The sequence below is a fragment of the Campylobacter aviculae genome (genome assembly GCF_005406215.1).
Lineage (GTDB): Bacteria > Campylobacterota > Campylobacteria > Campylobacterales > Campylobacteraceae > Campylobacter_D > Campylobacter_D aviculae.
In genome coordinates this window covers 1-24,790 of sequence record NZ_NXMA01000010.1, presented here as the reverse complement: position 1 = coordinate 24,790, position 24,790 = coordinate 1, and the positions used below count along the sequence as shown (strand labels likewise).

The window sequence follows — 24,790 nt, the reverse complement described above, 5'->3', positions numbered from 1 at the left end:
TGCTATTTTTCCCAACTCGTAAGAGGCTTTACTTGCGGCTTATTTAAATCAATCATAGGTACAACCTGATTATTTTTTGGCGGGTTTTGGAGTGGTTTTTTTCTAGGATCTAAAAATTCTACCATTACGCGAGACTCCTTATCTTCAATATAAACCGTAAAGGTTGCCAAACCTTTATTATAGCCACTAAATTCTAAAATAAGCCTTGCTCTATCAATATGAGGATTAGTATAATCAGGAATTAAAGTTTGCGTTACCCAATCCAAATTTCTACGCAAACTCATCACAAATTGGCGTGGATATTTTCGAAATTTAGAATGCACAATTATATTTGTATTATCAAACAAAGTCCAATAAAAATCAAAATTTTGAACCTTATCTTCATAGCCGATTTCTTTAATTTGCACACTTGCTCTTTCATCTTTTTTAAGAACAAATTTGTAAGTATAATCAAAAACTGGAGCCGCATTTAAACTGCCTAAAAAAAACAACAAAATAAAAAATTTACTCAAAATTTTTGCATCAACCTTCATGTCCTAAAATTTTTGCACCCAAGTCTATATAGATATCATTTTGTCTTTGACTTACAAAATCTCCATTTTCAAGTATAAAATTTTTAACATCCATTTCATTTAAGCCTTGTTTTTCTAAAAGCTCTATCATAGCAATGTATTCAGAGAAAAAATTTTCAAATACTTTTTCTAAAGCTCCTAAATTTCCATTTTGTATAATTTCTATAAATTTTTCTTTAGGAGTTTTATTAAACATTTCGTCAAAAATATCCATTGCTTTCCTTGAAAATATAAGTTTTTGATTATAAAATTTTAATCGTTAAAAGTAGCTAAATTAGAAATAATTTTGAGGTAGTATTACCTCAAAATTATAAAGATTTTGGTTTAGTTTCTTTTGCATATTTAATGCCCAAATCAAAAGCCTTTGCATTTGCATCTCTTGTTTTTGCAGGAACCATATGAAGCATTGTTTCTTTTAAAATATCCAAATCAATACATTTACTCATATAAGCAGCAATTGCTAAAGCTACAACAGATTGCGTTGCAACATTCCCTACCTCATCTTTAGCTATGGTAATGATAGGAATTTCAAAAATTTGCCACTTCTTATAATCTTCATTTTCAGGATGTACTAAATTAGGTTCTACGACAATAATTCCGCCCTCTTTAACACCACCGCGAAAACCTTTATAACCCTTATCAGCAGTTGAAAGCATAAAATCAACCTCTCCTTCTACGGCATAAGGAAAAAGAATTTCTTTATCATCAATGATAATATCTACCTTTGTAGGACCTCCTCTCACTTGAGAAGTATAAGTAGAAGCTTTAAAAGCTTGACGACCTTCCTTAATCGCTGCTTCAGCTAAAATCTCTCCCGCAGTGATCACGCCTTGACCACCTTCACCACCAAATCTTAATTGATATTTCATTTTAAAGCTCCTAAATCTACCATTCTTTTTTCCTTGGCTGCACGGCGTACTTCTTCATAAGCTTGGCAGTATTCTGGTTGAGAATTATCCTCGTGTAGCACTCCGGTTGGAAATTTATCTTTTCTTTCCTCAAAATCCATACTTTCGAACTTAGCCTTATCTACAACACGATTTTTGATCCAATCAAGCATAGCCACTGCTTCGCCCATTTTGTTTTTTCTTCCTAGGTTAATATGACAATTTGAAAAAACATCTACAAAACTATAACCTTTGTGAGCTAAAGCCTTATAGATTAAATTTTCAAGTTTATTAGCCTCTATAACATTTCCTCTTGCAACAAAAGAAGCTCCTGCAGCTTTTGTTAATTCACAAGCGTCAAAATTTGGATCAATATTGCCAAATTGTGCAGTTACAGTATAAAAACCTTTTGGAGTCGTCGGTGAAGTTTGAGAATTTGTAAGTCCATAAATGAAATTATTAATCACTATATGAGTTAAATCTATATTTCTACGACAACCATGTATGGTATGATTTCCACCAATTGCTAAAGTATCACCATCCCCGCTTACTACTATTACATGCTTAGCAGGATTTGCTAATTTTATTCCTGTTGCATAAGCAATAGCCCTGCCATGTGTGGTATGCACAGTATTACAATTGACATAAGAACTCATCCTGCCGCTACAACCAATTCCTGAAACAAGACATACATCATCCATATTCCAACCAAGTTTTTCTATCGCACGGATAATACATTTTAAAACAACACCATCGCCACATCCCCAACACCACTGAGTTGGAAGTTTATCAGTTCTTAAATATTCATCATAATTAAACGCCATTTTATATATTCTCCTTTACTTTTGCAATGATTTCGCTAGGGGTTATAGGACGACCATTTGCACGATGCAAACTGATAAAATCACGGCGTGAAGATACTCTTTCAATTTCTTCGAGATATTGCCCCATATTAAGTTCGCTTACCATAACTTTTTTAAATTTACCTACCACTTCGGCAATTTTTTTCTCTGCTACAGGATAAAGTGTGATAGGACGAAAAAGACCTACCTTAACTCCCTCTTCTCTAAGTCTATTAATAGCTTCTTTTGCAGAACGACTCACACTTCCATAAGCTATAATTAAAAATTCAGCATCATCGAGCATATATTCTTCGTAAGCACAAATATCTTCACGATTATTATTAATCTTACCTATAAGTCTTTCCATATTTTTCTTAACTATAGCACCATCTTCGGTTGGAAAACCGATATCTCCATGGTGAAGTCCCGTTACATGATAACGATAACCTGTAAAAAAAGGATTTAATGTTGCTGGTTCATTCTCAGCTGCTGCATAAGGTCTATAATCCTTTTTATCTCCTTCAAATCTCTTACGATTATATATTGTAATATCCTTTAAATCTGGCAAAACCGCTTTTCCATTCATATGTCCGACAGTTTCATCCATAAGTAAAAATACTGGAGTCATATATTTTTCAGCCAAATTAAAAGCTCTTATAGTTTGCAAATACGCTTCCTCAAGCGAAGCAGGTGCAATAGCAATACTTGCAAAATCTCCATGAGTAGGTGCTTTTGCTTGAAATAAATCTCCTTGTGCTACACGAGTTGGCAAACCAGTTGATGGACCCCCACGCATAACATTAACAATTACTAATGGAATTTCAGCAATAAATGCAAGTCCAATTTGCTCTGCTTTTAAAGAAATTCCTGGACCACTACTTGCAGTCATAGCCTTTACTCCGCTCATCGCTGCACCAATAGCCACACTAATACCTGAAATTTCATCCTCCATTTGTATAAAAGTTCCATCATTTGCTGGTAACATATGACTAAGCTCATGAGCAATTTCACTACTTGGAGTGATAGGGTAACCTCCGAAAAATTTGCACCCACAATCAATCGCTGCCTTTGCAATCAAAACATTACCTGTTGCTATAACTTCTCTCATTATTTTTTCCTATGCTAATTTTCTATATTGATTATTTTTTACAGCCAAAGCTCTATCTTTAGCTTCGGGAGTAAGCTTGGCAAATTTAAACTCATCTCTTTTTGCCACCATAATTGCAAAATCTGGACAATGTATTTCACATTCAGTACAACCAATACAAGATTCCGGATGTACAACCTCTATCATTTGTCCTAAAACTGCATGCACATCATCGCGCATAGCTAAAACTCCAGCTGGACAATAACTTACACAAATATTACAAGCCTTGCATCGACATTCATCTACCCAAACCGGTGTATCTTTTGGAGCTATTATACTCATATTTTTTCCTTTATTAAATTAATTTCAATATCAAAATTAAATTATATATCAATTTTCCTTTCTTAATCACTCTTTTCCTCCTTTATATTGATATTTGATTAAAGATTGTTCTAATTTTTCTTTTTCCTGTGCGCTAAGTTCCATTTTCATGATTTCAATCACGCCTTCAAGTCCTAATCTTGCCATAACTCCTAAAGCCTTATTTTTAACACCAAAATCCCCTTGCAAAATAATACTCATAGGTAAGAATTCTCCACTTCTAATAGATTCTATCATTCTAATACAAGCACTAGCAGGTGCTAAATAGGCCGAATTTTTTAAATATTTTATAACCTTAGCACCACCTGTTTTAACTTCATTTTCCAAATCTTCAAATTCTTCTTCGTTCAAAAAATCATCTATGTTTTTGTTATTAACCTTTGTATGGGATTTCACCAAAACCATATCATCATTATGAAAACCTATAAGCCTAGTATCCACTCTTGATACTTTAACATTTAATTTTTTAGCAATTTCATATTTAAAGCGTGCATTATCTAAAATTCCAGCCATAGCAACGATTTTTTTAGGTGAAAAAAGCTTACTTTCATACAAAGTATTAAGTAAAAAATCTACAGGATTAGTCAAGATAATAAAAAGCGGATCAGGAATAAACTCTTTAATTTTTTTTGCACAGTCTAATAAAATACTTGCATTTAGCTTCAAAAGCTCTTCTCTACTTTGTCCATCTTTTCTCACAAAACCTGCACTAAAAACAACTATGTCGGAATTTTGAGTGTATTTATAATCTTGAGTACAAATTAAATCAATATTCAAATTTAAAGCAGCTATACTTTGAGTAAGCTCTAATTCTTTTGCAATCAATAATTCTTCATTAATATCAATCAAAACAATTTGACTCACCAATTCACGTAAAATCAAAGCATATGAAAGACTTGAGCCGATATTACCTGCTCCTATAATTGTAATTTTCATCCCTATCCTATTTTTTCTATAATAGCATTAAAAGTCGCACTTGGACGCATAATCTTTTCTGCTTTTTCATCATCAAATTTATAATACCCACCTAAATCAACCTCAACCCCCTGAGCATTATTAAATTCAGACCTAATTTTTTCTTCATTGGAAGAGAGTTCTAAGGCAATATCCTTAAAAAAAGTTTGAAGTTCTATGTCATTTGCCTGTCTTGCTAAATGATTTGCAAAATACATAGCCAAATAAAAATGGCTTGTGCGATTATCATCTTCTTTAACTTTTCTTGAGGGGGCTTTATTATTTTCAAGCCAATCTCCAATAGCTTCATCTAAACATTCTGCTAAAACTTTAGCTTTATGATTATTGCATTTATTAGCGTAAAATTCTAAACTTGCCTGCAAAGCCAAGAATTCTCCTAAACTATCCCAGCGTAAATGATTTTCTTTAATCAATTGCTCCACTTGTTTTGGTGCTGATCCACCTGCTCCCGTTTCAAACATAGCACCTCCATTTAACATAGGTACAACAGAAAGCATTTTAGCACTCGTTCCTAGTTCTAAAATAGGAAAAAGATCGGTCAAATAATCCCTTAAAACATTACCTGTAATGGAAATAACATCTTTGCCAGATCGAATAAGCTCTAAACTTCTCAAACAAGCTTCTTTTGGGGGCATAATAGCTATATTTTTACCTTTCTCTTTCAAGCGATTTTGAACTAAATCGATCATGATTTTATTGCTTGATCTTTTGGAGTCTAACCAAAAAATCGCTTCATTTCCGGTTAAATCAGATCTTTCAATGCCCAAATCTATCCAATTAAGCACGGCATCGAATTTAGCTTGATTGATTCTATAAATATCGCCCTTTTTTACTTTATGTTCAAGTAAAACTTTACCACTAGAAACAATTTTAAATACTCCATCTTCTTTAGCAATAAAAGTTTTATCATGCGAACCATATTCTTGCGCTTTTTTAGCCATCAAACCTACATTAGAAACGCTACCTAGTTTTGAGGGATTTAATGTGCCATTTTTATGCAAATCTTCAAGCACTGCCTCATAAATAGTTGCATAGGTTTGATCGGGAATAAGTGCATTAGTATCTTTTAATTTACCTTCTTTATCCCATAATTTTGCTCCATTTTTAAGCATTGCTGGCATAGAAGCATCCACAATAACATCACTTGGAACATGCAAATTTGTGATACCTTTATCAGAATCAACCATAGAAATTTCAGCAGATCGAGACAAAATCTCATTATATTTCTTTAAGATTGCATCTTTTTTGGTAGAATTTTCAATTTTTATTAAAAATTCACTTAAGCCATTATTTGGATTTATGCCTAATTTGTCAAATTCCTCTTTAAATTCATCAAACAATTCTTGAAAAAAAACTTTAAGAGCATAGCCAAAAATTATAGGGTCGCTTACTTTCATCATCGTTGCTTTTAAATGAAGTGAAAAAAGCAAATCATCATTCTTGCTTGCTTGAATTTCTTTAGCAAAAAAATCCTCTAATTTTTTCACGTCCATAAAAGTGGCATCTAAAATTTCATTTTTTTCAAGCTTTAAATCTGTTTTTAAGACTTCTGTATTTCCATTATCTGATATAAATTCAACACTTGCTATGCAATCTTGATCAATCAAAATAGCCTTTTCATTTGAAAAAAAATCTCCTTCTTTCATATAAGAAACTCTGGTTTTGGAATTAGGATCAAAATCACTTACACGATAAGGATTATTTTTGGCATAATCTTTTACAGCTTTAGTAGAACGACGATCTGAATTGCCCTGTCTAAGTACAGGATTAACTGCTGAGCCTAAAATTTTTTGGTATTTTGCTTTTATTTGAATTTCTTCATCATTTTTTGGATCATCTGGGTAATTTGGTAACATATATCCTTTATTTTGTAATTCTTTAATGGCTGATTTTAACTGAGGAATAGAGGCGGATATATTAGGAGTTTTAATAATATTTGCATCTGATTTTTTTACAAGATCCCCTAAAAGAGCTAAGGCATCTTCGCATTTTTGCTCTTCTTTTAAATACTCGCTAAAAGTCGCCAAAATTCTTCCAGACAAAGAAATATCAGAAGTTCTAACTTGTATATACGCTTTATTTAAAAAAGCTTTTACTATAGGTAAAAACGAATAAGTAGCCAGTGCAGGAGATTCATCCGTTAAAGTATAAATAACTTGCATTTTTTATCCTTTCAAGCACTAATTTTTTTAATTTATTTAAAGTATATTACAATTAGAAAAAAATGCAAGAGTAAATTTAAAGTTTATTTTAGTTTTAGTAAAAATTTTTATCATTTTTTTAATTGAATAAATTTGTAGGAAGCTGTATAATATTTTTAATTAAATTAAATGGGGTTTTTAGAGTATCGGTTAAAATTTGAGTATGAAAACTTGGATCATCAAGCTTTCCATCAACTTTAATGTTTGTACTGATTTGTTGGTTTTTTCCTAAAATTACATAATTTAAAATAGGTACTTTTGAAATTGCTTCAGAGGCTGATTTTAACGTTTGTAGTTCTAATTCTAAATCTATAGTATTAAGACGCAAATTAGCACTTCCTAATCCATAAATATCCATACTATCACCATTCATTTTAATTGCACTAAAACTTAATAAATCTTTTTTTCGATTGAAAATGATTTTTCCATCTTGAAAATTTAAGCCTTTCTGATTAAAAGTTGGAACTTTAAACATCAATAAACTAGGAACTGTATCTATAAAAGAAATAAGTTGATTAACTCCTTTTAAATCTTTAATAAAAGTATTTTTAAAATCAAATTCTCCATCAAAATAATCCATTCCGCTTCCAACTATACTTAAATTAAAAACGCCATCTTGTACTGCTTGTTTTTGCAAAAATTCATTTAAATATCGGTCGTCTATATTTTTTACAAAAAATTTCAAATCACTTGGACTATAATAAAAACTTAAACTTGTATTACCTCTAAAAGCTCTAGCATCTAAAATATTACTTTTTAAATTTACCTCTATTTTATCAAAAGCCAAAGTTTTATTTAAATCTTCTAAGATTAAAGCACAATTAGCACCACCAAAAGTAATATTTTGATTGTTTTTGCTGATATTAAAAATAGAATCAGAAGAATTGGTGTCTTTTTTATAAACATAAGTTAAATTTTTAACTTGAATTTCTTTTTTCAATGGAGTAATTACGGCACTTATTAAATCACTTTGAGTATTAATATTAATAATATCTTTTTGCTTTACAATACTAAAACTATCACTTTTGTAAGGTGTTTTTCCATTAACAAATAAACTTTGCTCAAAACGAGCATCATTAATTTGTATATTAAAATCTTTAAAATCTAAACTTTTATAATAAATACTTTTAGATCCATTGAAGCCAATTTTTTTAAGCATTGCAGAATAAGGGATAAAAATATCAGGATTGCCAATATTTACTTCCAACCCCTCTTTAAAATTCATTATTAAATTCCAATCTGGAATATTGATTAAACTTTTAGCATAATCTAAATTGATAACAAGATTTTGATTTCTTATATCCAAAAAATCATTCTGATCAAAATGAAGTCTTGAAATTTGAGTATCAAAATTTCCTTGTTTATTTTCTAAATCTATTTTCCCATTAAAATTGGCTTGTAAGAAATCATTTTCTATATTTGCGTTTTCTATACTTAAATCATTCTGATTGAGTTTAATCAAAGCTTTAGAAATATTAAAATCAGCCAAGGATAAGTTAGTATTTTCTAAAAAAAATATTCCATTATAAACATTCCGAACCTTTTCATCAAAATTAATTTTAAGCTCTAAATTCCCTTTAATTTTTCCACTTTTTTGATAAAAAGGTAAGTTGAAATGATAATTTTTTAAAGCTTTTGCAAGTTTATCATCAAATTTTAAATTGTCTGATTTTATATTCAAATAAATTCCAGATTTTCTTTTATCAAATAAATCATACAAATAAATTTTACTTTGGCTTAAATCTGCCCCGTTATATAAAGCTTGTTTAAATTGCAAATCTAATTTTTGCTTGCTTAAATTTAAGTCAAGTCTTGGAATTTCAATAGCGTTCATATTATTATCAAAGCGAACTTTAACATTATCAACATAACCCAAAGCACTGATATTGTCAAAATAATAATTATTTTTAGCAAAATCGATAAAACCTTGTATAAAATCTAAATGATAAAAATCACCTACAGCATTACGAGTTACCCAAAGATCTATATCTTTGGGTAGTGCCACTTTTCTTTTTATTTTGCTTGATATACCAATAAAATCTTTAATATCAACCTCTTCAATTTTGTAAGCTAATTTTTTATTCTTATAAGAAAGACTGGCATTAAAATCAATCAAATCACTTTTTGCTACACCATTAAAATAGTAAAATTCACTTTTGGTATTAATACTCAAATTTCCATTAATGCTAAGATTATAATCCTTAATCAGTAATTTTTTAATTCCAGCGTTAATAGTTTTATCCTGCTCAAGCAAAGCAAGTTTGATAAATAATAAATCATTATCCATAAAAAATTCATTATCTTTAAATAATACACGTATGTGATTATTTTTTACGTTAAGATTTCGAATATCAATTTCTTCAAAAAATGCACAAAAATATTTTAAATTTTTAACAATACTTAATAAATCTTTAGAGGCAAAATTAACTTCATCATGTGAAGATTCTTTGGTATTTATGATAATATTTTTAGCCCGAAAAATAAGTTTTTTATCTAATTTAATATATAATTGTTCTAATTTTAAAAAATTAAATTGGACATTGGATATGGAAAAACCATTTTTAAATAATATAAATATAATTGATAATAATATAAACAATACTGCCAACGTATATAAAATTTTTTTCTTCATTCGTAATTTCTTATTGATACTTATTTTGGGAATTTTTTATTATCTTATTCAGCCCTTAAAAAGCAATTCTGTTGTTTTCTTGCCACAAGGCTCTATTAATCAAATTATATCACATCTTGAACAAAATAAATATGAAATGAGCTCAATTGATAAGTATATTTTATTTTTTCTAGGGCATCCTCAATCTGGTTGGATTAATATTGGAACGCAAAAATTAAATAGAATCGAATTTTTGCATAAACTTACTATAGCTAAAGCTGCCCTTGAAACAATCACTTTAATTCCTGGAGAAACTAGTGTTATTTTCTTAGAACAAGTTGCTAAAAAATTAAAACTTGATAAAAATATACTTTTATCCGAATTTCAAAATCAAGCTCCTTATCCTGAGGGAGTTTTTTTGCCAGAAACTTACAGAATACCTAAGGGTATAACCGAAAATTTATTAATACAAATTTTACTTAATTATGCAGAAAAATCAAATCAAAAAACTTCTGAAAAAATTTTTGGAGAATATAATTCCAAAAAATGGCATCAATATATCATAACAGCTTCTGTGATTCAAAAAGAAGCCGCTAATGAAGCTGAAATGCCTATTGTGGCTAGTGTGATTTATAATCGTATTAAAAAAGGAATGAAGTTACAAATGGACGGAACTCTAAATTATGGAATTTATTCCCATGAAAAAATCACACCTCAAAGAATCAGACGAGATAATAGTTTTTACAATACTTATAAATTTGAAGGTTTGCCAAAAGAAGCGGTTTGTAATGTATCTTTAGCTGCTATTCGCGCAGCTATTTTTCCAGCAAAAACAGATTATTTGTATTTTGTACGTGATAAAAATACTGGGGTTCATATTTTTAGTACAAATTTAAACGATCACAATAAGGCTATCAATTTACAAAAAAAATAAATAAAAATTTATAAAAGTTGGAACGATATTTGCTTATTGATATTAAAATTATAAATAAAAAGGATAAAAGATGATCGACCCATTCAAATCAAAAGAACTTGTTACCAGCGCTTTAGCAGGTAGAAACCTAAGAAATCAAATGATCAATGCTAATCTTGCAAATGTCGATACTCCTTTTTATAAAGCAAGAGACATAGAATTTGAAACGGCTTTGGTGCATCGTGCTAATGAAATTTTTAAGAAAAATGATGATAAGGAATTGAAATTAGCTGTAACAGAAAAGGGGCATCAAGAACCTTGGAAATTTCCAGATCCTAATAAATCGACGATTTATTTAAGAGATGGACATTTAGCAAGAAATGATGGTAATACTGTAGATTTGGATGTTGAAACTACAGAAATGAGTAAAAATACAGTTATGATTACAGCTCTTGATGGGGTTTTAAGAAAACAAAGTAATATATTTAGCTCCATACTTGATGCAAGCTCTAAATTAAGTTAAAGGTAAATTATGGCATACTTAAGTGATTTTGATATTAGTGGATATGGTTTAAGTGCTCAACGTTTTAGAATGAATGTAATTAGCTCCAATATAGCTAATGCAAATACAACTAGAACAGCAGAAGGTGGGCCTTATAGAAGACGCGAAGTGATCTTTAAAGCAACTGATTTTGATAAACTTTTAAATGAACAAATCAGTAAGGATAATAATTTTCTAAAATATGAAAATCCTTTAAATGATCCGAGTTCACCTGAAGAAGCCAAACCTGCTATTCAAAGCGTGGTTGTAGATAAAGTTGTAAGAGATGATAAGGATTTTAGAATGAAATATGATCCAAGCCATCCAGATGCAAATGCTGAAGGTTATGTAGCTTATCCTAATGTCAATCCTGTAATAGAAATGGCAGATTTAATTGAAGCTACGAGAGCCTATCAAGCAAACGTTAGTGCTTTTACTAGTGCAAAAACTATTGCACAAAGTGCAATTGATTTATTAAGAGGATAATAAAAAATGAATAATATTAATGATTTAAGATTAAATAATAATATTTCAAAAACAAATACAAATCAGTCTTCGCAAAATGGCATTGGTGAAGAATTTGCAAAAATGCTTAAAAATGAAATTGACGATTTAAATAAAACTCAAAAGACCGGCGAAGCTGCAATGACAGATATTGCTACGGGACAAGTTAAAGATTTGCACCAAGCAGCTATTGCTATCACAAAAGCTGAAAGCAGTATGAAGTTTATGCTAGAGGTTAGAAATAAAGCCCTTAATGCCTATAAAGAAATCACAAGAACACAAATCTAAACTCTATGCAAGAGTATAAAAAAAATCGTGTTTCAAAAGTTGCTTTTGCTTACTGCATGGCACTTTTGTTTATGGTTATTTTTCTTAGTTCAACTTTTTTTCTTACATCTAAACGCCATATTCCCAATACCGAAAAAGATCAATACTCCTTAGCACTACGTGGAAGTATTATCACCAAAGATAATTTTACTATTACCACTTCAAGACAAATTTATCGTGCCGAAATTGATTTAAGAAGTATCAATGAAGATAAATTAGATCTATTTTTAAAACTTTTTCAAATTTATAGCGGAATAAGCAATAATGAAATAGACAATATTAAAAAAAGAATACGCAATCAAAAAAAACGTTCCCATAATTTTGTTCTTTTGCAAAATCTAGATTCTAAACAAGCAAGTTATCTTAAAGATCTTGCTAAAAAACTTTATATACAAGGTTTTTTTAAAGCCTTTACAAATAATGCGGGTAGAGTCGAAACTAGAGGCTTGAGTATTATAGAACACGAAGAAGACAGAATTTATATGTCACGTGATTCTTTGACACCAGCTATAGGTTATACAAAAATCGTTTTAGATCCAGAAAGTGAAATTTTAAAAAATGTTGGAGTCAAAGGCTTAGAAAAATATTACGATCAATGTTTAAGTCCTCTACAAAATGAAAGAATTCAAGGCTTAAAAGATATAGGGGGGAATATTATTCTCAATTTGAGTTCATTGCAGCAAAAAAAAATAAATGGTTGCGATTTATATCTTAATATCTCTTTAAAACTTCAAAAAAGCATAGAAAAAGCTATTGATGAACGCAATGAAGATTTAAAAGCTAATGAAATTATCGTAGGAGTTATGGATAGTAAAACGGGAAAGATTTTAGCCCTAGCAAGCTCAAGACGTTATGATCCTGAAAATAGAGGTAAAGACTTATCTGTATTAAATGCAAGCGCTATCGAATACGGCTATGAAGCAGGATCGGTAATCAAGCCCTTTATTTTTATCACTGCATTAAAGCTTGGAAAAATAACCCTTGATGAAATAATCAATACTTATGGAGGCTCATATAAACTTGGTCGTTTTACTATTAAAGATGATCATAAAATGAATAAAATGACTGCGGAAGAAGTTATAAGATATTCTTCCAATATAGGAATGATACAAATTGCACAAAGACTCAGTAATTTAGAAATTATCTCAGGTTTAAAAATCTTCAATTTTGGAGATAAAAGCGGCATTGATCTTCCTTATGAGCAAAAAGGAGAGATACCTAATCCTAAACGTTTAAGGGAAATAGAAAAATCCGTGCTAAGTTATGGATATGGACTTAAAACCACCTTCATGCAGCTACTTGCCGCATATAATGTTTTTAATAATAATGGAATCTATATCACACCACGCCTAGCTGAAAAATTTTATCAAGATGGACGCTTTATAAATTTAGACAATAATGTAAGAAAAGAGATTATTTTAAACCCTCAAGCAGCCCAACTTATGCAAAGAATATTGATTGATGTTATAGAAAAAGGAACAGGTAAAAAGGCTATCACACAAGGTGTGATCTTAGGAGGAAAAACGGGGACAGCTAGAATTGCTGAGAGACAAGGTTATACTTCAAACCGCTACAATGCTTCTTTTTTTGGCTTTGCTAATGATGCAAATCACGCATACACTATAGGAGTACTAGTTAGAAATCCAACCAAACCTTATAGCTATTATGCAGCTCAAAGTGCTTTACCAATGTTTAAAGATGTAGTCAATATTTTAATTAATGAAGATTTTTTAAAGCCTATTATGGATAACAACCGAACAAAAATTAACTCGAAAATAAAATTACCTTAATTATTTTAAGTTTTTAAATTCATTCATTAGAAATTCTCTTAAATTTTCAGCTTGTTCTTCTCCATTTTCTAAAAATTCAAGCAAAACATTTTCTAATTTCTTTAAAAAGTTAAAAAGTTCATTTTGCCAAACACTATCACTCTTATTGCTTAAATTCATGGTTTGGATAAAAGTAAGCTCTCTAGTTAAATCTCCAAGTTTTTCTAAAAATTCATCCTGTTTTTCTTGGTTTTTTAATTTTATTTGCTGATTTTGAATATTATCTTTAAATTCTCTGATTTTTTCATCAATCAAATCACAAAACTTGGGATAAATATCTACTTTTACTGGTTCAAGTAAAACCTTCTCATCAATATTTAAGGTTAATTTCTTAACAGCAAAATAAAGAAATAAAAATGACAAAGCTGCTATTAATAAATATAATCCTATCATTGAATGCCTTTTAATGCCAACATTCCACCATCTAAATTGACACTATCTAAATTCAACCGTTCTTTTATAAGCTCAGCAGCTATCATACTTCTATGGCCACTACGGCAAATAAAAGCTATTTTTTTATCCTTGTTTATTTTATCTTGAAATTCTTTTACAAAATTTTCATTTAAAAACCCTTTATTATCATATAGCCAAACACACTCTGCATTAGCTAAAACTCCTTCTTCCCATTCTAAAGGAGTGCGAACATCAAAAATTTGATATTCGCTTAGATCTTGTTTTGTCCAAATATTAGCCGGAATATTTTCTATCATGAAAATGCCTTTGTGATGATTTTAGCCAAACTTGTATTAAATTCAGAAGCATTTTCGATTCCCATACCTTCACTAAGTTTAGCCATATTTAATACTAAAATTGCAATATCACTATAGAATGTTTCATTGTTTTTAAGTCCTGAAAAAATCGCATGTTTTGGATTAAGCTCTAAAATAGGCTTTATATTTTGCTCTTGCCCCATTTGTTTTAAAAGTTGCTGCATAGCAAAATCGGGTTTATTTTTATCAAAAACAATACAGCTTGGACTATCTTTTAAACGACTAGTTAGCCTTACATCTTCGACTTCATCTTTTAAAAGTTCTTTAAATTTAGCCACAAGCGGAGCGTATTCTTTTTTCTCTTCATCGCTTAATTCGTTTTTATCTTCCACTTGATTGATAGCTACAAATTTTAACCCTTCATACTCTCCAAGCATAGGCGTAACCAAAGAATCAATCTCATCATCCATTAAAAGTACTTCTATATTTTTTTGTTTATATTCTTCCAACAAAGGTGAATTCCTAAGTAGGCTTTCATTATTTCCTGTAATATAAAAAATTTCTTTTTGATCTTTTTGTAAGTCATTTTTATATTCTTCTAAAGAACGTAAATTTTCACCTTTAGTGCTTTTATAAAACATAAGTTTTAATAAACTCTCTTTTTCTGTTCCAAAACCGTAAAGCCCTTCTTTTAAAACTTTTCCAAAGGTTTTGAAAAAATCTAAATATTTATCTTTGTCTTTATTTTTTAATTTTTCAAGTTCACTAAGTATTTTTTTAACACTCGCTTCTTTAACTGCTTTTAAAATTTGATTTTCTTGCAAAATTTCACGACTTACATTCAATGGTAAATCTTCAACATCGATAATCCCTCTAACAAAACGCAAATAAGTCGGTAAAAGTTCTTTATCATCATCGCTAATAAAAACACGTTTTACGTAGAGTTTAAGTCCGCTTTGATAATCCACTCTAAAAAGATCAAAAGGAGCATTTTTTGGAATGAAAAATAAAGAACTATATTCCAATTTTCCTTCGCTTTTGGTATGAAGATACAATAAAGGCTTATTAGAATCATGGAAATTTTGTTCATAAAATTTTTCATAATCTTCGGCTTTAAGGCTTGTTTTTTGCATTCTCCAAAGAGCATTAGCTTTATTGATTTGAGTGATTTTTACTTCACTCTTTCCTTCTGTTTCGCCCTCTTTAGCAGGGATATACTCTTCTTTTTCCATAAAAATTGGAAATTGTATATGATTTGAATATTTTTCTATAATGCTTTCAATTTTATAAGAATTAGCAAATTCATCATCTTTTAAATAAAGTGTGATTGTGGTTCCTTGCTCTTCTTTTTTAGCGTCTTCAATTTCATAACCATTTGCATCAGAAGTCCAAAGATAAGCTTTATCATCCAAAGCTTTTTTACTTAAAACTTCAATTTTATTTGCCACCATAAAAGCGGAATAAAATCCAACACCAAATTGCCCTATAAGTTGGGAATCTTTCTTAGCATCACCGCTTAAATTCTCCAAAAAGCTTTTTGTACCACTCTTTGCAATGGTTCCTAGATTATTAATCAAATCTTCTTTATTCATACCTATACCATTATCACTAATGGTTAAAGTTTTTTTATCTTTGTCTATTGTAATTTCTATTTTAGGATCAAATTTTAAGCTCTTATAAGAATCGTCACTAACGCTTAAAAAATTCAATTTATCTAAAGCATCACTAGCATTAGAAACAAGTTCTCTTAAAAAAATTTCCTTATTTGAATATAAAGAATGAATCATCAATTGTAAAAGTTGATTAACTTCAGTTTGAAATTGCATTTTTTCTCCTTTGTATTTTTCAAATGCGTTATTTTAGCAAAAAATACAAAATTCTAAAAAATTTATTTAAAAATTATCATGCCAAGCCAAACAGCTAATAAACATAAAGCTACATTCAAAATAATATTAAGGAAAAAATTAAAATAATCTCCATTTTGCAAAAGCATTAAATTTTCATAAGAAAAAGTAGAAAAAGTCGTAAAAGCTCCTAAAAACCCAGTGCTAATAAAATTTTTAAGAAGTGGGGATAAACCTTTATTTTGTGCATAAGAAAAACAAAGTCCTATAGCAAACGAGCCTAAAATATTTACAAAAAGAGTACCAAAACTAATAGAATACGGAAAAAATTTACTAATTACATTAATACAAAACATTCTAAATACAGAACCCAAAAATCCACCTATTCCCACAATCAAAATCATATTGATCATAGTTTCATTCTTTCTTGATCTAGTATTTCTTGCATTTTTTTTCTAGTATTTTCAAGCCATCTCTCATCGCTAGTATCTACTAAATCCATGCAAATAATCTTTAAAATTCCACCACTTCCTACGCTAAAACTTTTCGTATCTAAAATTTTAGCAGAATCTACAATCAAAATAGGCTGAACTTTTAAATTCAACTTTTCAGTTAAAACTTTAGCCCCGCTTTGGAATTTAAGCATTTTTTCACTCTTTGAACGTGTTCCTTCAGGAAAAATAGCTAAAACTCTATTTTCATTCAGTCTTTCTTTGGCTTCTTTTAGCACACGCACTAAATCTCTTGGATTTTTTCTATCAATACAAAGCAATTTTGGTTTTTTTATAGTGATTTTAAAAAGCGGAATTTCTCCTAATTCTTTTTTTGCAATCCAACATAAATTTTTAGGATACAATTCCTCCAAAGCAATAATATCTAAGGCGCTTTGATGATTCATCAAAATCATATTCGCATTAGGATTAAACTCACCTACAAGCTCTGTTTTATAAAAAATAATATATTTTTGAAATTTAGCCCAAATTCTACGAATTTTCCAAAGAGTGTCCTGAGAATTTATAAAACAAAAACAACATACTACAATTAAAATACTAAAAACAAAAAAAAACCAAAAATATAAGGCTTTAATTTTTTTGTAAATCTTCACGATATACCCATCCTATTTGGCCATTTTCAAGAAGTACTTTAACATAATTCAATCTTTTTCCTAAAATTTTAACCTTTTCATTAGAACGAGCTGTATAAAAATAAGTCGAAGGCTCAGTTGGTAAAATTTTAGCTCTTGAACCTGCTTTTAATATACCACTTTTTATATTTGTATCCACAAAAAAACCAAGAGTAAAACAAATAATTGCCAATATTAAAATAATATAATTTTTTTTCCACACAAACAAAATTGCAAAAATAAATGTAAAAAACCAAAGTGCATATTGCTTATAAATATTAAAATCCTTATTGATAGGATTTAAATCACTTTGAGTGCTAATTTCATCGTCGCTAATGACGAGTTTAAATTTTAAATTCTCAAGATTTTTAGTATCTTTATTAAAATACGAAAATTCAAAATGCGTCTTAGAGGATGGTAAAATTGCATAATAAAATGCGCTAGAAGCATTAAAATCACCTTTTAAATTTTCCACACCTTGTTTTTGGATTCCATTGATATAAAAGCTCTTAAGATTAGTATTTGTGGCATTTAGTTCAAGCATTACAATAATATTATGGTTATCAAAATTACTTGTTTTTATTTTTTTAACTTCTAAAGAACTTGCTACTAAATGTGTAAAATCATTATTACTTAGCGTATTTTCGTACTTAATCGGATTTAAATTTAAATTAGTTTGTTGAAATGCTTGTCCATTTCTTAACAATTGAATTGAAATTTGCTCTAAAGAAGCATTTGAAGTTTTTGCTTCAAACCATAAAGTTGCTACGTATTCCCCTTGGATGCTCTTCCATTTAACATCAGGATTTAAAAAAAGCAAATCATCATTTTTTTTCAAACCAATCTTAAAATCAAAATTAGTGTTTTCGGTTGTTTTTGCATGGATGGTAATTGGAAAAACCTCTCCAACATAAACTCTACTCGGATATTCATCATTAGTAAGCACTAAAGAGCTTTGAGGTATAAAAGGATCCTCAATATTATCGGCACTAATATCTAAATTTTCATCACTTGGGGCAATATTTTGATAAATTCTTTGTTCTTCTTTTGGAAGTTTTTTTAATTCTTCTTGCATTTTCTCATCTTGACCGCCAAAAACAGAGATTTCCTCTCGAGCAAAAAGATTTAAAAAAATTAAAAATATAAAAAACAATATTCTCACATAAAACCTTCAAGCATTTTTAAGCCTATTTCATTACCCAAAATACTATCACACGCTCGTTCAGGATGAGGCATAAGACCAAAAATTTTCTTATTTTCATCACATATTCCAGCAATATCGCAAAGCGATCCATTAGGATTTGATTCATATCTTAAGGTAATCAAATCCTTGTCTTGCAACTCTTTTAAAACATTTTCATCTGCATAATAATTTCCCTCTCCATGTGCAATGGGTAAAGTAATAATATCATCCTTTTGAAAATTTCTTAAAAAAACATTCTGATTTGAAACCACTTTTAAATCTTGATTTTTGGAAATAAAACTTAAATTTTCATTATGCTTCATTGCGCCCTTTAAAAGACCGCTTTCTAAAAGAATTTGAAAACCATTGCAAATTCCTAAAACGTAAGCTCCTTTTTTAACATGTGTAAATACAGCTTGCATTACCGGTGCAAGCTTAGCAATAGCGGCACATCTTAAATAATCTCCATAAGAAAACCCTCCGGGCAACACCACCAAATCAGCATCAAATTCTTTTTGTTCGTGCCAAATGATTTCTGTTTTAGCCCCGAGTTTATTAAATGCATATTCTGTATCAAATTCACAATTTGTCCCAGGAAATCGTATAATTGCTACTTTCATTATTTCTCGCTTATGCTAAGTTTATAATCTTCAATCACATTATTAACTAACAATTCTTCGCACATTTTAGCAACACGCTCTTTAGCTCTCGTTTCATCTTTTTCATCTAAATCAAGTAAAAGCTGCTTGGCCATTTTCACTTCTTTAACCTCATTAAAATTTAAAGAATGTAAAGCTTTTTCAATTGCTTTTGCTTGAGGATCTAAAACTCCATTTTTTAAAAAAATATTTACCACTATTTTCATCAATATACCTTAACTTAGAATTCTTTTTAAAACTTCTTCATAAGCTACTTTTACACTGCCTAAATCTTGACGGAATCTATCCTTGTCTAATTTTTCATTGCTAAATTTATCCCAAAATCTGCAACTATCCGGACTGATTTCATCGGCTAAAACAAGTTCATTATCTTTAGTTAAACCGAGTTCTATTTTAAAATCTATAAGTTTTAAATTTTTAGAATCAAAAAATGGAGTTAAAATAGAATTGATTTTTTTAGCTATATTTTTAATCTCTTGAATTTGTGCTTCATTTTCAACCAAATTTAAAATCAAACAATGCTCATCGTTGATAAAAGGATCTCCTAAAGCATCATCTTTTAAACAAAATTCAACCAAAGCAAAGGGTAAGACTTTGCCGTCTTCTAAACCCAATCTTTTTACAATAGAACCTGTAGCAACATTGCGCACTATAACTTCAATAGGGATAATTTTACACTTTTTTACCAATTGTTCAGTATCGCTGATACATTTAACTAAATGAGTCTTGATGCCATTTTTTTCAAGCAAATGAAAAATTTCAGTGCTGATTTTACAATTTAAAGCACCTTTTCCACTTTCATTTCCTTTTTTTTCAGCATTAAAAGCTGTCAAATCGTCTTTAAATTCACTGATTAATAAATCTTCATCATCAGTTTTAAAAAGTTTTTTCCCTTTTCCCTCATAAAGCAAATCTTTTTTTGTCATAACATTTTCTCCCTATTATCTAATATTTAAAATTTTTATTGCATCAATGGCAGATTTCAATTGCACATCATTATTAATTTGTTTTTCTGTAATGATATTTTTATCATTTTCTTGTTTTTCTTCATCTTTTTTGTTATTTTTACCGGTTTTTTCAAGCTCACTTTCTAAATGCTGCTTTAAATCGCTTTCTTTTAAATTAAAACCGTCTTCTTGAGTGCTAACTTTTCCAGGAAAAACTTCAATGTCTGGTTTTACACCAATAGCTTGAATGGTACGACCGCTAGGTAAATAATACCTTGCAATTGTCAGTCTTAAAGCTTCAGTTTTGTTAATAGGTATGATTTGCTGTACGCTACCTTTTCCAAAGGTATTTTCACCCACAATCACAGCCCTTTTTAAATCCTGCAAAGCTCCACTAACTATCTCACTTGCACTCGCACTTCCACCATTAACGAGTACTACCAAAGGCGTATTTGAAATCTTATTTTTTGCTTCGGCTTTAAATTCTTGATTTTCACTCGCTATACGTCCCTTTTGTGAAACAATCACACCTTTATCTACAAACAAATTAACAAGCCCTATAGCTTGATTTAAAAGCCCTCCAGGATTATTTCTAAGATCTAAAATAACTCCTTTTACATTAGGATATTTTTTAAGTTCTTTACTAGCAGAATCCACTACATTTTTATCAAAATTTGTTACTCTTAGATAAAGCATGTTTTCTTTTTTAATTAATTTAGCATAAACGCTTTCTACTTTAATTATATCACGTGTAAGAACTATATCAAAAGGCTTAGTTGATCCTTTTCTAAAAATGGTTAAGGTAATTTCCGTTTTTGGTTTGCCACGCATTTTATCGACAGCATCATTTAAATTCATACCCAAGGTTGCCTCATTATTTATCTTTAAAATAATATCTCCTGATTTGATTCCTGCTTTATCTGCAGGAGTCCCTTCCATAGGAGCAACAACAGTTAAAGCTCCATCTTTCATACCTACTGTAATTCCAAGTCCTCCAAACTCACCATTAGTTTGAATTTTCATATCATTAAAATCTTTTTCATTTAAAAATGAAGAATGCGCATCAAGATTGCTTAAAAGTCCAGATAAAGACTTGTCGACCAAATCACTTATATTTTCATCATCAACATAATATTGCTCAACTATAGCTAAAGTTTTAGTCAGCTTATCTAAAGCTTGCAAACGTTGCTCTATCTTCTTGCTATCATCTGTTTTAGCTTGTAAATTTCCAACGAGAAAAATACAAAATGCTAAAGAACTTATAAAACCCACTAAAGCGGTTAAGAATCGTTTTGTTTTCAAGTGAAACTCCATCAAAATTTTTTAAATATTTCAGAATTAAATTTTAATAAAAAATACTTAAGAAATTGTAAATTAAAACTACAAATTTTCTTTATATTTTTTATGTTAGAATAATTAAGAAAATTTTATCAAAAATTTAAATTCTAAAAAACCAGATTCATTAGGAATATTTTATGAAAAAAATAGAAAACCATAAGCACACACACCAACATTCCCAAAAACACATCAAAGCCATTAGTAATAGACTTAGTCGAACAATCGGACATTTAGAAGCAGTTAAAAACATGGTAAAAAGAGATGAAGATTGTAGTAAAATTTTAATACAACTTGCAGCCGTTAAAGCAGCGATAAACAATACTGCAAAAGCCATATTAAAAGAACATTTAGCGCATTGCATACATCATATAGACACAAAAGAAAATAAACAGAGTATAGAAGAACTCAATAAAGCCATTGATATGTTTGTAAAATAAGCTTCATATCAATACTTTATAAAATTTACTTAAATATATTTATAAAATTATATAAAATAACTTGACATTATAAGACTAAAGTTATATAATATGCTTTGTATAAATTAATAAAAAAGGAATCAATATGGCAAACATACAAGATTATTTAACAGATTCTATGCTTTCAAATGTTGAAAGTGCAGCATCTTTAGCAATATATTCTAAAAACAATGAAATTGTTCCTTTGCATCTTTTTTGGGCTTTATGCGTTGATAGCTCAAGTTTGCTTAATCAAATACTTAATAAATTAAATATTTCCAAAGAAGCTTTAGAACTTGAAATTAAAAGCAAAATTTCTAAATTACCGACAAGCTCAAATGTGAGTAAAGAAAACATCAAATTTTCAAATGAATTTATCAATTCTTTAGAGGCAGCCAAAGGCTTAATGAGTGCAAATGGAGACAGCTATTTATCTGTAGATACTTGGCTTATTAGCGAAAGCGAAAAGGATCCGATTAAAGAAATTTTATCTAAGTTTTTAGACCGCAAAGAATTTCAAAAGGAATTGCAAAATTTAAGAGCAGGAAGAAAGGTTGATAGTAAAACAAGTGATGAAATTTTAGATAGTTTAAATAAATTCGGTATTGATCTAACTCAAAAAGCAACTCAAGGGGAATTGGATCCAGTTATAGGAAGAGAAGAAGAAATAGAAAGACTCATGCAAATTCTTATCCGTAAAACTAAAAACAATCCTATTTTACTCGGAGAACCTGGAGTTGGAAAAACCGCAATTGTTGAAGCTTTGGCACAGAGAATAGTCAAAAAAGATGTGCCAACTTCTTTGCAAAATAAAAAAGTCATTGCGCTTGACATGAGTGCTTTAATAGCAGGTGCAAAATACCGCGGTGAATTTGAAGATCGTCTAAAAGCAGTAGTTAATGAAGTGATTAAAAATAAAAATATTATTTTATTTATAGATGAAATTCATACCATAGTAGGAGCTGGAGCGAGCGAAGGAAGTATGGATGCAGCCAATATCTTAAAACCTGCTTTAGCTAGAGGCGAACTTCATACCATAGGTGCTACTACTTTGAAAGAATACCGCAAATATTTTGAAAAAGACGCGGCTTTACAACGCCGTTTTCAACCTGTTAATGTTCCTGAACCTAGTATTAACGAAGCTTTAGCGATGCTAAGAGGAATCAAAGAAAAATTAGAAATTCATCACAATGTCACAATCAATGATAGTGCTTTAGTTGCAGCTGCTAAACTTTCAAAACGCTATATAGCGGATCGTTTTTTACCCGATAAAGCTATTGACTTAATCGATGAAGCCGCCGCTGAACTTAAGATGCAGATTGAAAGCGAACCTAGTTCTTTAAGAAAAGTAAGAAAAGACATTGAAACTTTAGAAGTTGAAAATGAAGCTTTAAAAATGGAAGATAACAAGAAAAATGAAAAAAGAATAGAAGAAATCATCAAAGAATTAGCCAATCTAAAAGAAAAGCAAAATGCTTTAAATTCACAATTTGAAAATGAAAAAGGCGTTTTTAATGAAATCAGCGCAAAGAAAAAAGAAATTGATCTTTTAAAAAATGAAGCCAATCTAGCTAAAAATAGAGGTGAATTTCAAAAAGCGGCTGAATTAGAATATGGAAAAATTCCAAGCCTTGAAAAAGAAGTGCAAAACTTAGAAGAAAAATGGAAAAAAATGAGCGAAAATGGCGTTTTGCTTAAAAATCAAGTGGATGAAGACTTAGTCGCTGGAATTTTGAGTAAATGGACAGGTATAAGTGTGCAGAAAATGCTTACTTCTGAAAAACAAAAATTCTTAGAGGTTGAAAAGCACTTAAAAGAAAGTGTTATAGGACAAGATAAGGCCTTAAATGCTTTAGCAAGAGCCATTAAACGCAATAAAGCAGGACTTAATGCAGACAATAAACCTATAGGAAGTTTTTTGTTTTTAGGGCCAACTGGAGTAGGAAAAACTCAATCGGCTAAAGCTTTGGCAAAATTTTTATTTGATGATGAAAAGGCTATGATACGCTTTGATATGAGTGAATTTATGGAAAAACATAGTGTTTCAAGGCTTTTAGGAGCGCCTCCAGGATATATAGGGCATGAAGAAGGTGGAGAGCTAACCGAAGCGGTGCGTAGAAAACCTTATAGTGTTCTTTTATTTGACGAAGTTGAAAAAGCTCATAAAGATGTTTTTAATGTGCTTTTGGGAATTTTAGATGATGGAAGAGCTACAGATAGCAAAGGGGTAACGGTGGATTTTAAAAATACTATTATTATTTTAACCTCCAATATCGCCTCAAATGCGATTATGACGCTAAATGGCGAAGAAAAAGAAAATGCGATCAAAAATGAATTGAAAAATTTCTTTAAACCTGAATTTTTAAATCGTTTAGATGATATCATTACTTTTAATCCTTTAGGGCAAGATGAGGCTTATGAAATCGTCAAACTTTTATTTAAAGATTTGCAAAATAGTTTATCGAACAAAGGTATCAAAGCAAATTTAAGCGAAAATGGAGCGCTTTTAATTGCAAAAAATGGTTTTGATCCTGACTTTGGAGCCAGACCATTAAAAAGAGCTATTTATGATATGATAGAGGATAAATTAAGCGATATGATCCTAGCTGATGAACTTAACGAAAATGATAACATTTTAATCGATGCCGAAAATGATGAAATTATAATTAAAAAAATACAAAATTGAAAGTAGAATTTTCTACTTTCTTGATTTTTTAAATTCCTTCCTCAATCTTCTTATCTCAAACCACAATTTGATATACCCCCCCCCCATACCAATTGTTATTAGCTTTTATTAGAGCTTGTCCTAATTTATAAGATAAATGTTCTTTAAATTTTAAAGCTTCTTTATAATCAGGATA

26 protein-coding genes and 1 pseudogene are annotated in these 24,790 nt (G+C 29.8%); 7 read left to right on the top strand and 20 right to left on the bottom strand.

The window, feature by feature from the left end:
* Positions 1-2: 2 nt before the first annotated feature.
* From CQA76_RS06225 to CQA76_RS06185, 9 genes are all read right to left on the bottom strand, one after another.
* On the bottom strand, positions 3-533 hold the full coding sequence (locus CQA76_RS06225) for an exporting protein (protein ID WP_137622561.1): 531 nt from the start codon (positions 531-533) through the stop codon (positions 3-5).
* A complete protein-coding gene (locus CQA76_RS06220; RefSeq protein WP_137622560.1) occupies positions 523-786 on the bottom strand; it encodes a DUF2018 family protein in 264 nt (87 codons plus the stop codon). Before CQA76_RS06220 ends, CQA76_RS06225 begins: the two co-directional genes overlap by 11 nt.
* A 94-nt stretch (positions 787-880) precedes the next feature.
* Positions 881-1,441, bottom strand: a complete 561-nt coding sequence (locus CQA76_RS06215) for a 2-oxoacid:acceptor oxidoreductase family protein (protein WP_137622559.1) — start codon at positions 1,439-1,441, stop codon at positions 881-883.
* The gene (locus CQA76_RS06210; protein WP_137622558.1) at positions 1,438-2,283 is read right to left on the bottom strand and encodes a 2-oxoglutarate ferredoxin oxidoreductase subunit beta; all 846 of its coding nucleotides are present in this window, start codon (positions 2,281-2,283) and stop codon (positions 1,438-1,440) included. Before CQA76_RS06210 ends, CQA76_RS06215 begins: the two co-directional genes overlap by 4 nt.
* Before the next feature lies 1 nt (position 2,284).
* Complete coding sequence (locus CQA76_RS06205; protein WP_137622557.1) at positions 2,285-3,409, bottom strand: 2-oxoglutarate synthase subunit alpha; 1,125 nt, start codon at positions 3,407-3,409, stop codon at positions 2,285-2,287.
* A gap of 9 nt (positions 3,410-3,418) precedes the next feature.
* On the bottom strand, positions 3,419-3,730 hold the full coding sequence (locus tag CQA76_RS06200) for a 4Fe-4S dicluster domain-containing protein (RefSeq protein WP_137622556.1): 312 nt from the start codon (positions 3,728-3,730) through the stop codon (positions 3,419-3,421).
* A gap of 66 nt (positions 3,731-3,796) precedes the next feature.
* Positions 3,797-4,705 carry a malate dehydrogenase gene (locus CQA76_RS06195; RefSeq protein WP_137622555.1) on the bottom strand — a complete coding sequence of 303 codons (909 nt, stop codon included), beginning with the start codon at positions 4,703-4,705 and terminating at the stop codon, positions 3,797-3,799.
* Positions 4,706-4,707: 2 nt separating this feature from the next.
* Entirely contained in the window at positions 4,708-6,906 is a 2,199-nt protein-coding gene (locus CQA76_RS06190; protein WP_137622554.1) for an NADP-dependent isocitrate dehydrogenase, read from the bottom strand.
* 118 nt (positions 6,907-7,024) lie between these two features.
* Positions 7,025-9,577 (bottom strand): YhdP family protein, encoded by a 2,553-nt coding sequence (locus CQA76_RS06185; RefSeq protein ID WP_137622553.1) that lies wholly within the window; start codon positions 9,575-9,577, stop codon positions 7,025-7,027.
* Here CQA76_RS06185 and mltG point away from each other — a divergent pair.
* From mltG to CQA76_RS06160, 5 genes are all read left to right on the top strand, one after another.
* Complete coding sequence (gene mltG / locus CQA76_RS06180; RefSeq protein WP_137622552.1) at positions 9,492-10,490, top strand: endolytic transglycosylase MltG; 999 nt, start codon at positions 9,492-9,494, stop codon at positions 10,488-10,490. The two genes, CQA76_RS06185 and mltG, sit on opposite strands and share 86 nt — an antisense overlap.
* A 70-nt stretch (positions 10,491-10,560) precedes the next feature.
* Positions 10,561-10,992 carry a flagellar basal body rod protein FlgB gene (flgB, locus tag CQA76_RS06175; protein ID WP_137622551.1) on the top strand — a complete coding sequence of 144 codons (432 nt, stop codon included), beginning with the start codon at positions 10,561-10,563 and terminating at the stop codon, positions 10,990-10,992.
* 9 nt (positions 10,993-11,001) lie between these two features.
* On the top strand, positions 11,002-11,496 hold the full coding sequence (flgC, locus tag CQA76_RS06170; protein WP_137622550.1) for a flagellar basal body rod protein FlgC: 495 nt from the start codon (positions 11,002-11,004) through the stop codon (positions 11,494-11,496).
* A 6-nt stretch (positions 11,497-11,502) separates the two neighbouring features.
* Positions 11,503-11,802 (top strand): flagellar hook-basal body complex protein FliE, encoded by a 300-nt coding sequence (gene fliE, locus CQA76_RS06165; protein ID WP_137622549.1) that lies wholly within the window; start codon positions 11,503-11,505, stop codon positions 11,800-11,802.
* 5 nt (positions 11,803-11,807) lie between these two features.
* Positions 11,808-13,631, top strand: a complete 1,824-nt coding sequence (locus CQA76_RS06160) for a peptidoglycan D,D-transpeptidase FtsI family protein (protein ID WP_137622548.1) — start codon at positions 11,808-11,810, stop codon at positions 13,629-13,631.
* Here CQA76_RS06160 and CQA76_RS06155 read toward each other — a convergent pair whose 3' ends face one another.
* From CQA76_RS06155 to CQA76_RS06110, 10 genes are all read right to left on the bottom strand, one after another.
* Complete coding sequence (locus CQA76_RS06155) at positions 13,632-14,063, bottom strand: hypothetical protein (RefSeq protein WP_137622547.1); 432 nt, start codon at positions 14,061-14,063, stop codon at positions 13,632-13,634.
* Positions 14,060-14,380 (bottom strand): rhodanese-like domain-containing protein, encoded by a 321-nt coding sequence (locus CQA76_RS06150; RefSeq protein WP_137622546.1) that lies wholly within the window; start codon positions 14,378-14,380, stop codon positions 14,060-14,062. The genes CQA76_RS06155 and CQA76_RS06150 overlap by 4 nt, the downstream gene beginning before the upstream one ends.
* Positions 14,377-16,206 (bottom strand): molecular chaperone HtpG, encoded by a 1,830-nt coding sequence (htpG, locus tag CQA76_RS06145; RefSeq protein WP_137622545.1) that lies wholly within the window; start codon positions 16,204-16,206, stop codon positions 14,377-14,379. The genes CQA76_RS06150 and htpG overlap by 4 nt, the downstream gene beginning before the upstream one ends.
* 62 nt (positions 16,207-16,268) lie before the next feature.
* Positions 16,269-16,637: a fluoride efflux transporter CrcB gene (gene crcB, locus CQA76_RS06140; RefSeq protein ID WP_137622544.1), complete on the bottom strand. Its 369-nt coding sequence runs from the start codon at positions 16,635-16,637 to the stop codon at positions 16,269-16,271.
* Positions 16,634-17,329 carry a lysophospholipid acyltransferase family protein gene (locus tag CQA76_RS06135; RefSeq protein WP_137622543.1) on the bottom strand — a complete coding sequence of 232 codons (696 nt, stop codon included), beginning with the start codon at positions 17,327-17,329 and terminating at the stop codon, positions 16,634-16,636. Before CQA76_RS06135 ends, crcB begins: the two co-directional genes overlap by 4 nt.
* Positions 17,307-18,509, bottom strand: coding sequence for an SH3 domain-containing protein (locus CQA76_RS06130; protein WP_137622542.1), 1,203 nt, complete (start codon positions 18,507-18,509; stop codon positions 17,307-17,309). The genes CQA76_RS06135 and CQA76_RS06130 overlap by 23 nt, the downstream gene beginning before the upstream one ends.
* The gene (gene purQ / locus CQA76_RS06125) at positions 18,506-19,150 is read right to left on the bottom strand and encodes a phosphoribosylformylglycinamidine synthase subunit PurQ (RefSeq protein WP_137622541.1); all 645 of its coding nucleotides are present in this window, start codon (positions 19,148-19,150) and stop codon (positions 18,506-18,508) included. Before purQ ends, CQA76_RS06130 begins: the two co-directional genes overlap by 4 nt.
* The gene (gene purS / locus CQA76_RS06120; RefSeq protein ID WP_137622540.1) at positions 19,150-19,395 is read right to left on the bottom strand and encodes a phosphoribosylformylglycinamidine synthase subunit PurS; all 246 of its coding nucleotides are present in this window, start codon (positions 19,393-19,395) and stop codon (positions 19,150-19,152) included. The genes purQ and purS overlap by 1 nt, the downstream gene beginning before the upstream one ends.
* Positions 19,396-19,404: 9 nt before the next feature.
* The gene (gene purC, locus CQA76_RS06115; RefSeq protein ID WP_137622539.1) at positions 19,405-20,115 is read right to left on the bottom strand and encodes a phosphoribosylaminoimidazolesuccinocarboxamide synthase; all 711 of its coding nucleotides are present in this window, start codon (positions 20,113-20,115) and stop codon (positions 19,405-19,407) included.
* Between the two features lie 15 nt (positions 20,116-20,130).
* Positions 20,131-21,453 (bottom strand): S41 family peptidase, encoded by a 1,323-nt coding sequence (locus CQA76_RS06110; RefSeq protein ID WP_137622538.1) that lies wholly within the window; start codon positions 21,451-21,453, stop codon positions 20,131-20,133.
* A gap of 167 nt (positions 21,454-21,620) precedes the next feature.
* Here CQA76_RS06110 and CQA76_RS06105 point away from each other — a divergent pair, with 167 nt between their 5' ends.
* Together CQA76_RS06105 and CQA76_RS06100 are read left to right on the top strand one after the other, a co-directional pair.
* Positions 21,621-21,911 carry a metal-sensing transcriptional repressor gene (locus tag CQA76_RS06105; RefSeq protein WP_232364910.1) on the top strand — a complete coding sequence of 97 codons (291 nt, stop codon included), beginning with the start codon at positions 21,621-21,623 and terminating at the stop codon, positions 21,909-21,911.
* Between the two features lie 124 nt (positions 21,912-22,035).
* On the top strand, positions 22,036-24,615 hold the full coding sequence (locus CQA76_RS06100) for an ATP-dependent Clp protease ATP-binding subunit (RefSeq protein ID WP_137622536.1): 2,580 nt from the start codon (positions 22,036-22,038) through the stop codon (positions 24,613-24,615).
* A gap of 12 nt (positions 24,616-24,627) precedes the next feature.
* Here CQA76_RS06100 and CQA76_RS09235 read toward each other — a convergent pair.
* Positions 24,628-24,790 (bottom strand): annotated as a pseudogene (locus CQA76_RS09235) (alpha-2,3-sialyltransferase); the annotation flags it as partial.

What these genes read in the sequence shown, in the direction of transcription:
- CQA76_RS06210 (WP_137622558.1), bottom strand. Translation starts at nt 2,283, where the DNA reads ATGGCGTTTAATTATGATGAATATTTAAGAACTGATAAACTTCCAACT.
- CQA76_RS06195 (WP_137622555.1), bottom strand. Translation starts at nt 4,705, where the DNA reads ATGAAAATTACAATTATAGGAGCAGGTAATATCGGCTCAAGTCTTTCA.
- CQA76_RS06155 (WP_137622547.1), bottom strand. Translation starts at nt 14,063, where the DNA reads ATGATAGGATTATATTTATTAATAGCAGCTTTGTCATTTTTATTTCTT.
- flgC (WP_137622550.1), top strand. Translation starts at nt 11,002, where the DNA reads ATGGCATACTTAAGTGATTTTGATATTAGTGGATATGGTTTAAGTGCT.
- CQA76_RS06215 (WP_137622559.1), bottom strand. Translation starts at nt 1,441, where the DNA reads ATGAAATATCAATTAAGATTTGGTGGTGAAGGTGGTCAAGGCGTGATC.
- purC (WP_137622539.1), bottom strand. Translation starts at nt 20,115, where the DNA reads ATGACAAAAAAAGATTTGCTTTATGAGGGAAAAGGGAAAAAACTTTTT.
- CQA76_RS06220 (WP_137622560.1), bottom strand. Translation starts at nt 786, where the DNA reads ATGGATATTTTTGACGAAATGTTTAATAAAACTCCTAAAGAAAAATTT.
- CQA76_RS06190 (WP_137622554.1), bottom strand. Translation starts at nt 6,906, where the DNA reads ATGCAAGTTATTTATACTTTAACGGATGAATCTCCTGCACTGGCTACT.
- CQA76_RS06150 (WP_137622546.1), bottom strand. Translation starts at nt 14,380, where the DNA reads ATGATAGAAAATATTCCGGCTAATATTTGGACAAAACAAGATCTAAGC.
- CQA76_RS06100 (WP_137622536.1), top strand. Translation starts at nt 22,036, where the DNA reads ATGGCAAACATACAAGATTATTTAACAGATTCTATGCTTTCAAATGTT.
- purQ (WP_137622541.1), bottom strand. Translation starts at nt 19,150, where the DNA reads ATGAAAGTAGCAATTATACGATTTCCTGGGACAAATTGTGAATTTGAT.
- CQA76_RS06200 (WP_137622556.1), bottom strand. Translation starts at nt 3,730, where the DNA reads ATGAGTATAATAGCTCCAAAAGATACACCGGTTTGGGTAGATGAATGT.
- CQA76_RS06160 (WP_137622548.1), top strand. Translation starts at nt 11,808, where the DNA reads ATGCAAGAGTATAAAAAAAATCGTGTTTCAAAAGTTGCTTTTGCTTAC.
- fliE (WP_137622549.1), top strand. Translation starts at nt 11,503, where the DNA reads ATGAATAATATTAATGATTTAAGATTAAATAATAATATTTCAAAAACA.
- flgB (WP_137622551.1), top strand. Translation starts at nt 10,561, where the DNA reads ATGATCGACCCATTCAAATCAAAAGAACTTGTTACCAGCGCTTTAGCA.
- htpG (WP_137622545.1), bottom strand. Translation starts at nt 16,206, where the DNA reads ATGCAATTTCAAACTGAAGTTAATCAACTTTTACAATTGATGATTCAT.
- purS (WP_137622540.1), bottom strand. Translation starts at nt 19,395, where the DNA reads ATGAAAATAGTGGTAAATATTTTTTTAAAAAATGGAGTTTTAGATCCT.
- CQA76_RS06205 (WP_137622557.1), bottom strand. Translation starts at nt 3,409, where the DNA reads ATGAGAGAAGTTATAGCAACAGGTAATGTTTTGATTGCAAAGGCAGCG.
- CQA76_RS06185 (WP_137622553.1), bottom strand. Translation starts at nt 9,577, where the DNA reads ATGAAGAAAAAAATTTTATATACGTTGGCAGTATTGTTTATATTATTA.
- CQA76_RS06225 (WP_137622561.1), bottom strand. Translation starts at nt 533, where the DNA reads ATGAAGGTTGATGCAAAAATTTTGAGTAAATTTTTTATTTTGTTGTTT.
- crcB (WP_137622544.1), bottom strand. Translation starts at nt 16,637, where the DNA reads ATGATCAATATGATTTTGATTGTGGGAATAGGTGGATTTTTGGGTTCT.
- mltG (WP_137622552.1), top strand. Translation starts at nt 9,492, where the DNA reads ATGGAAAAACCATTTTTAAATAATATAAATATAATTGATAATAATATA.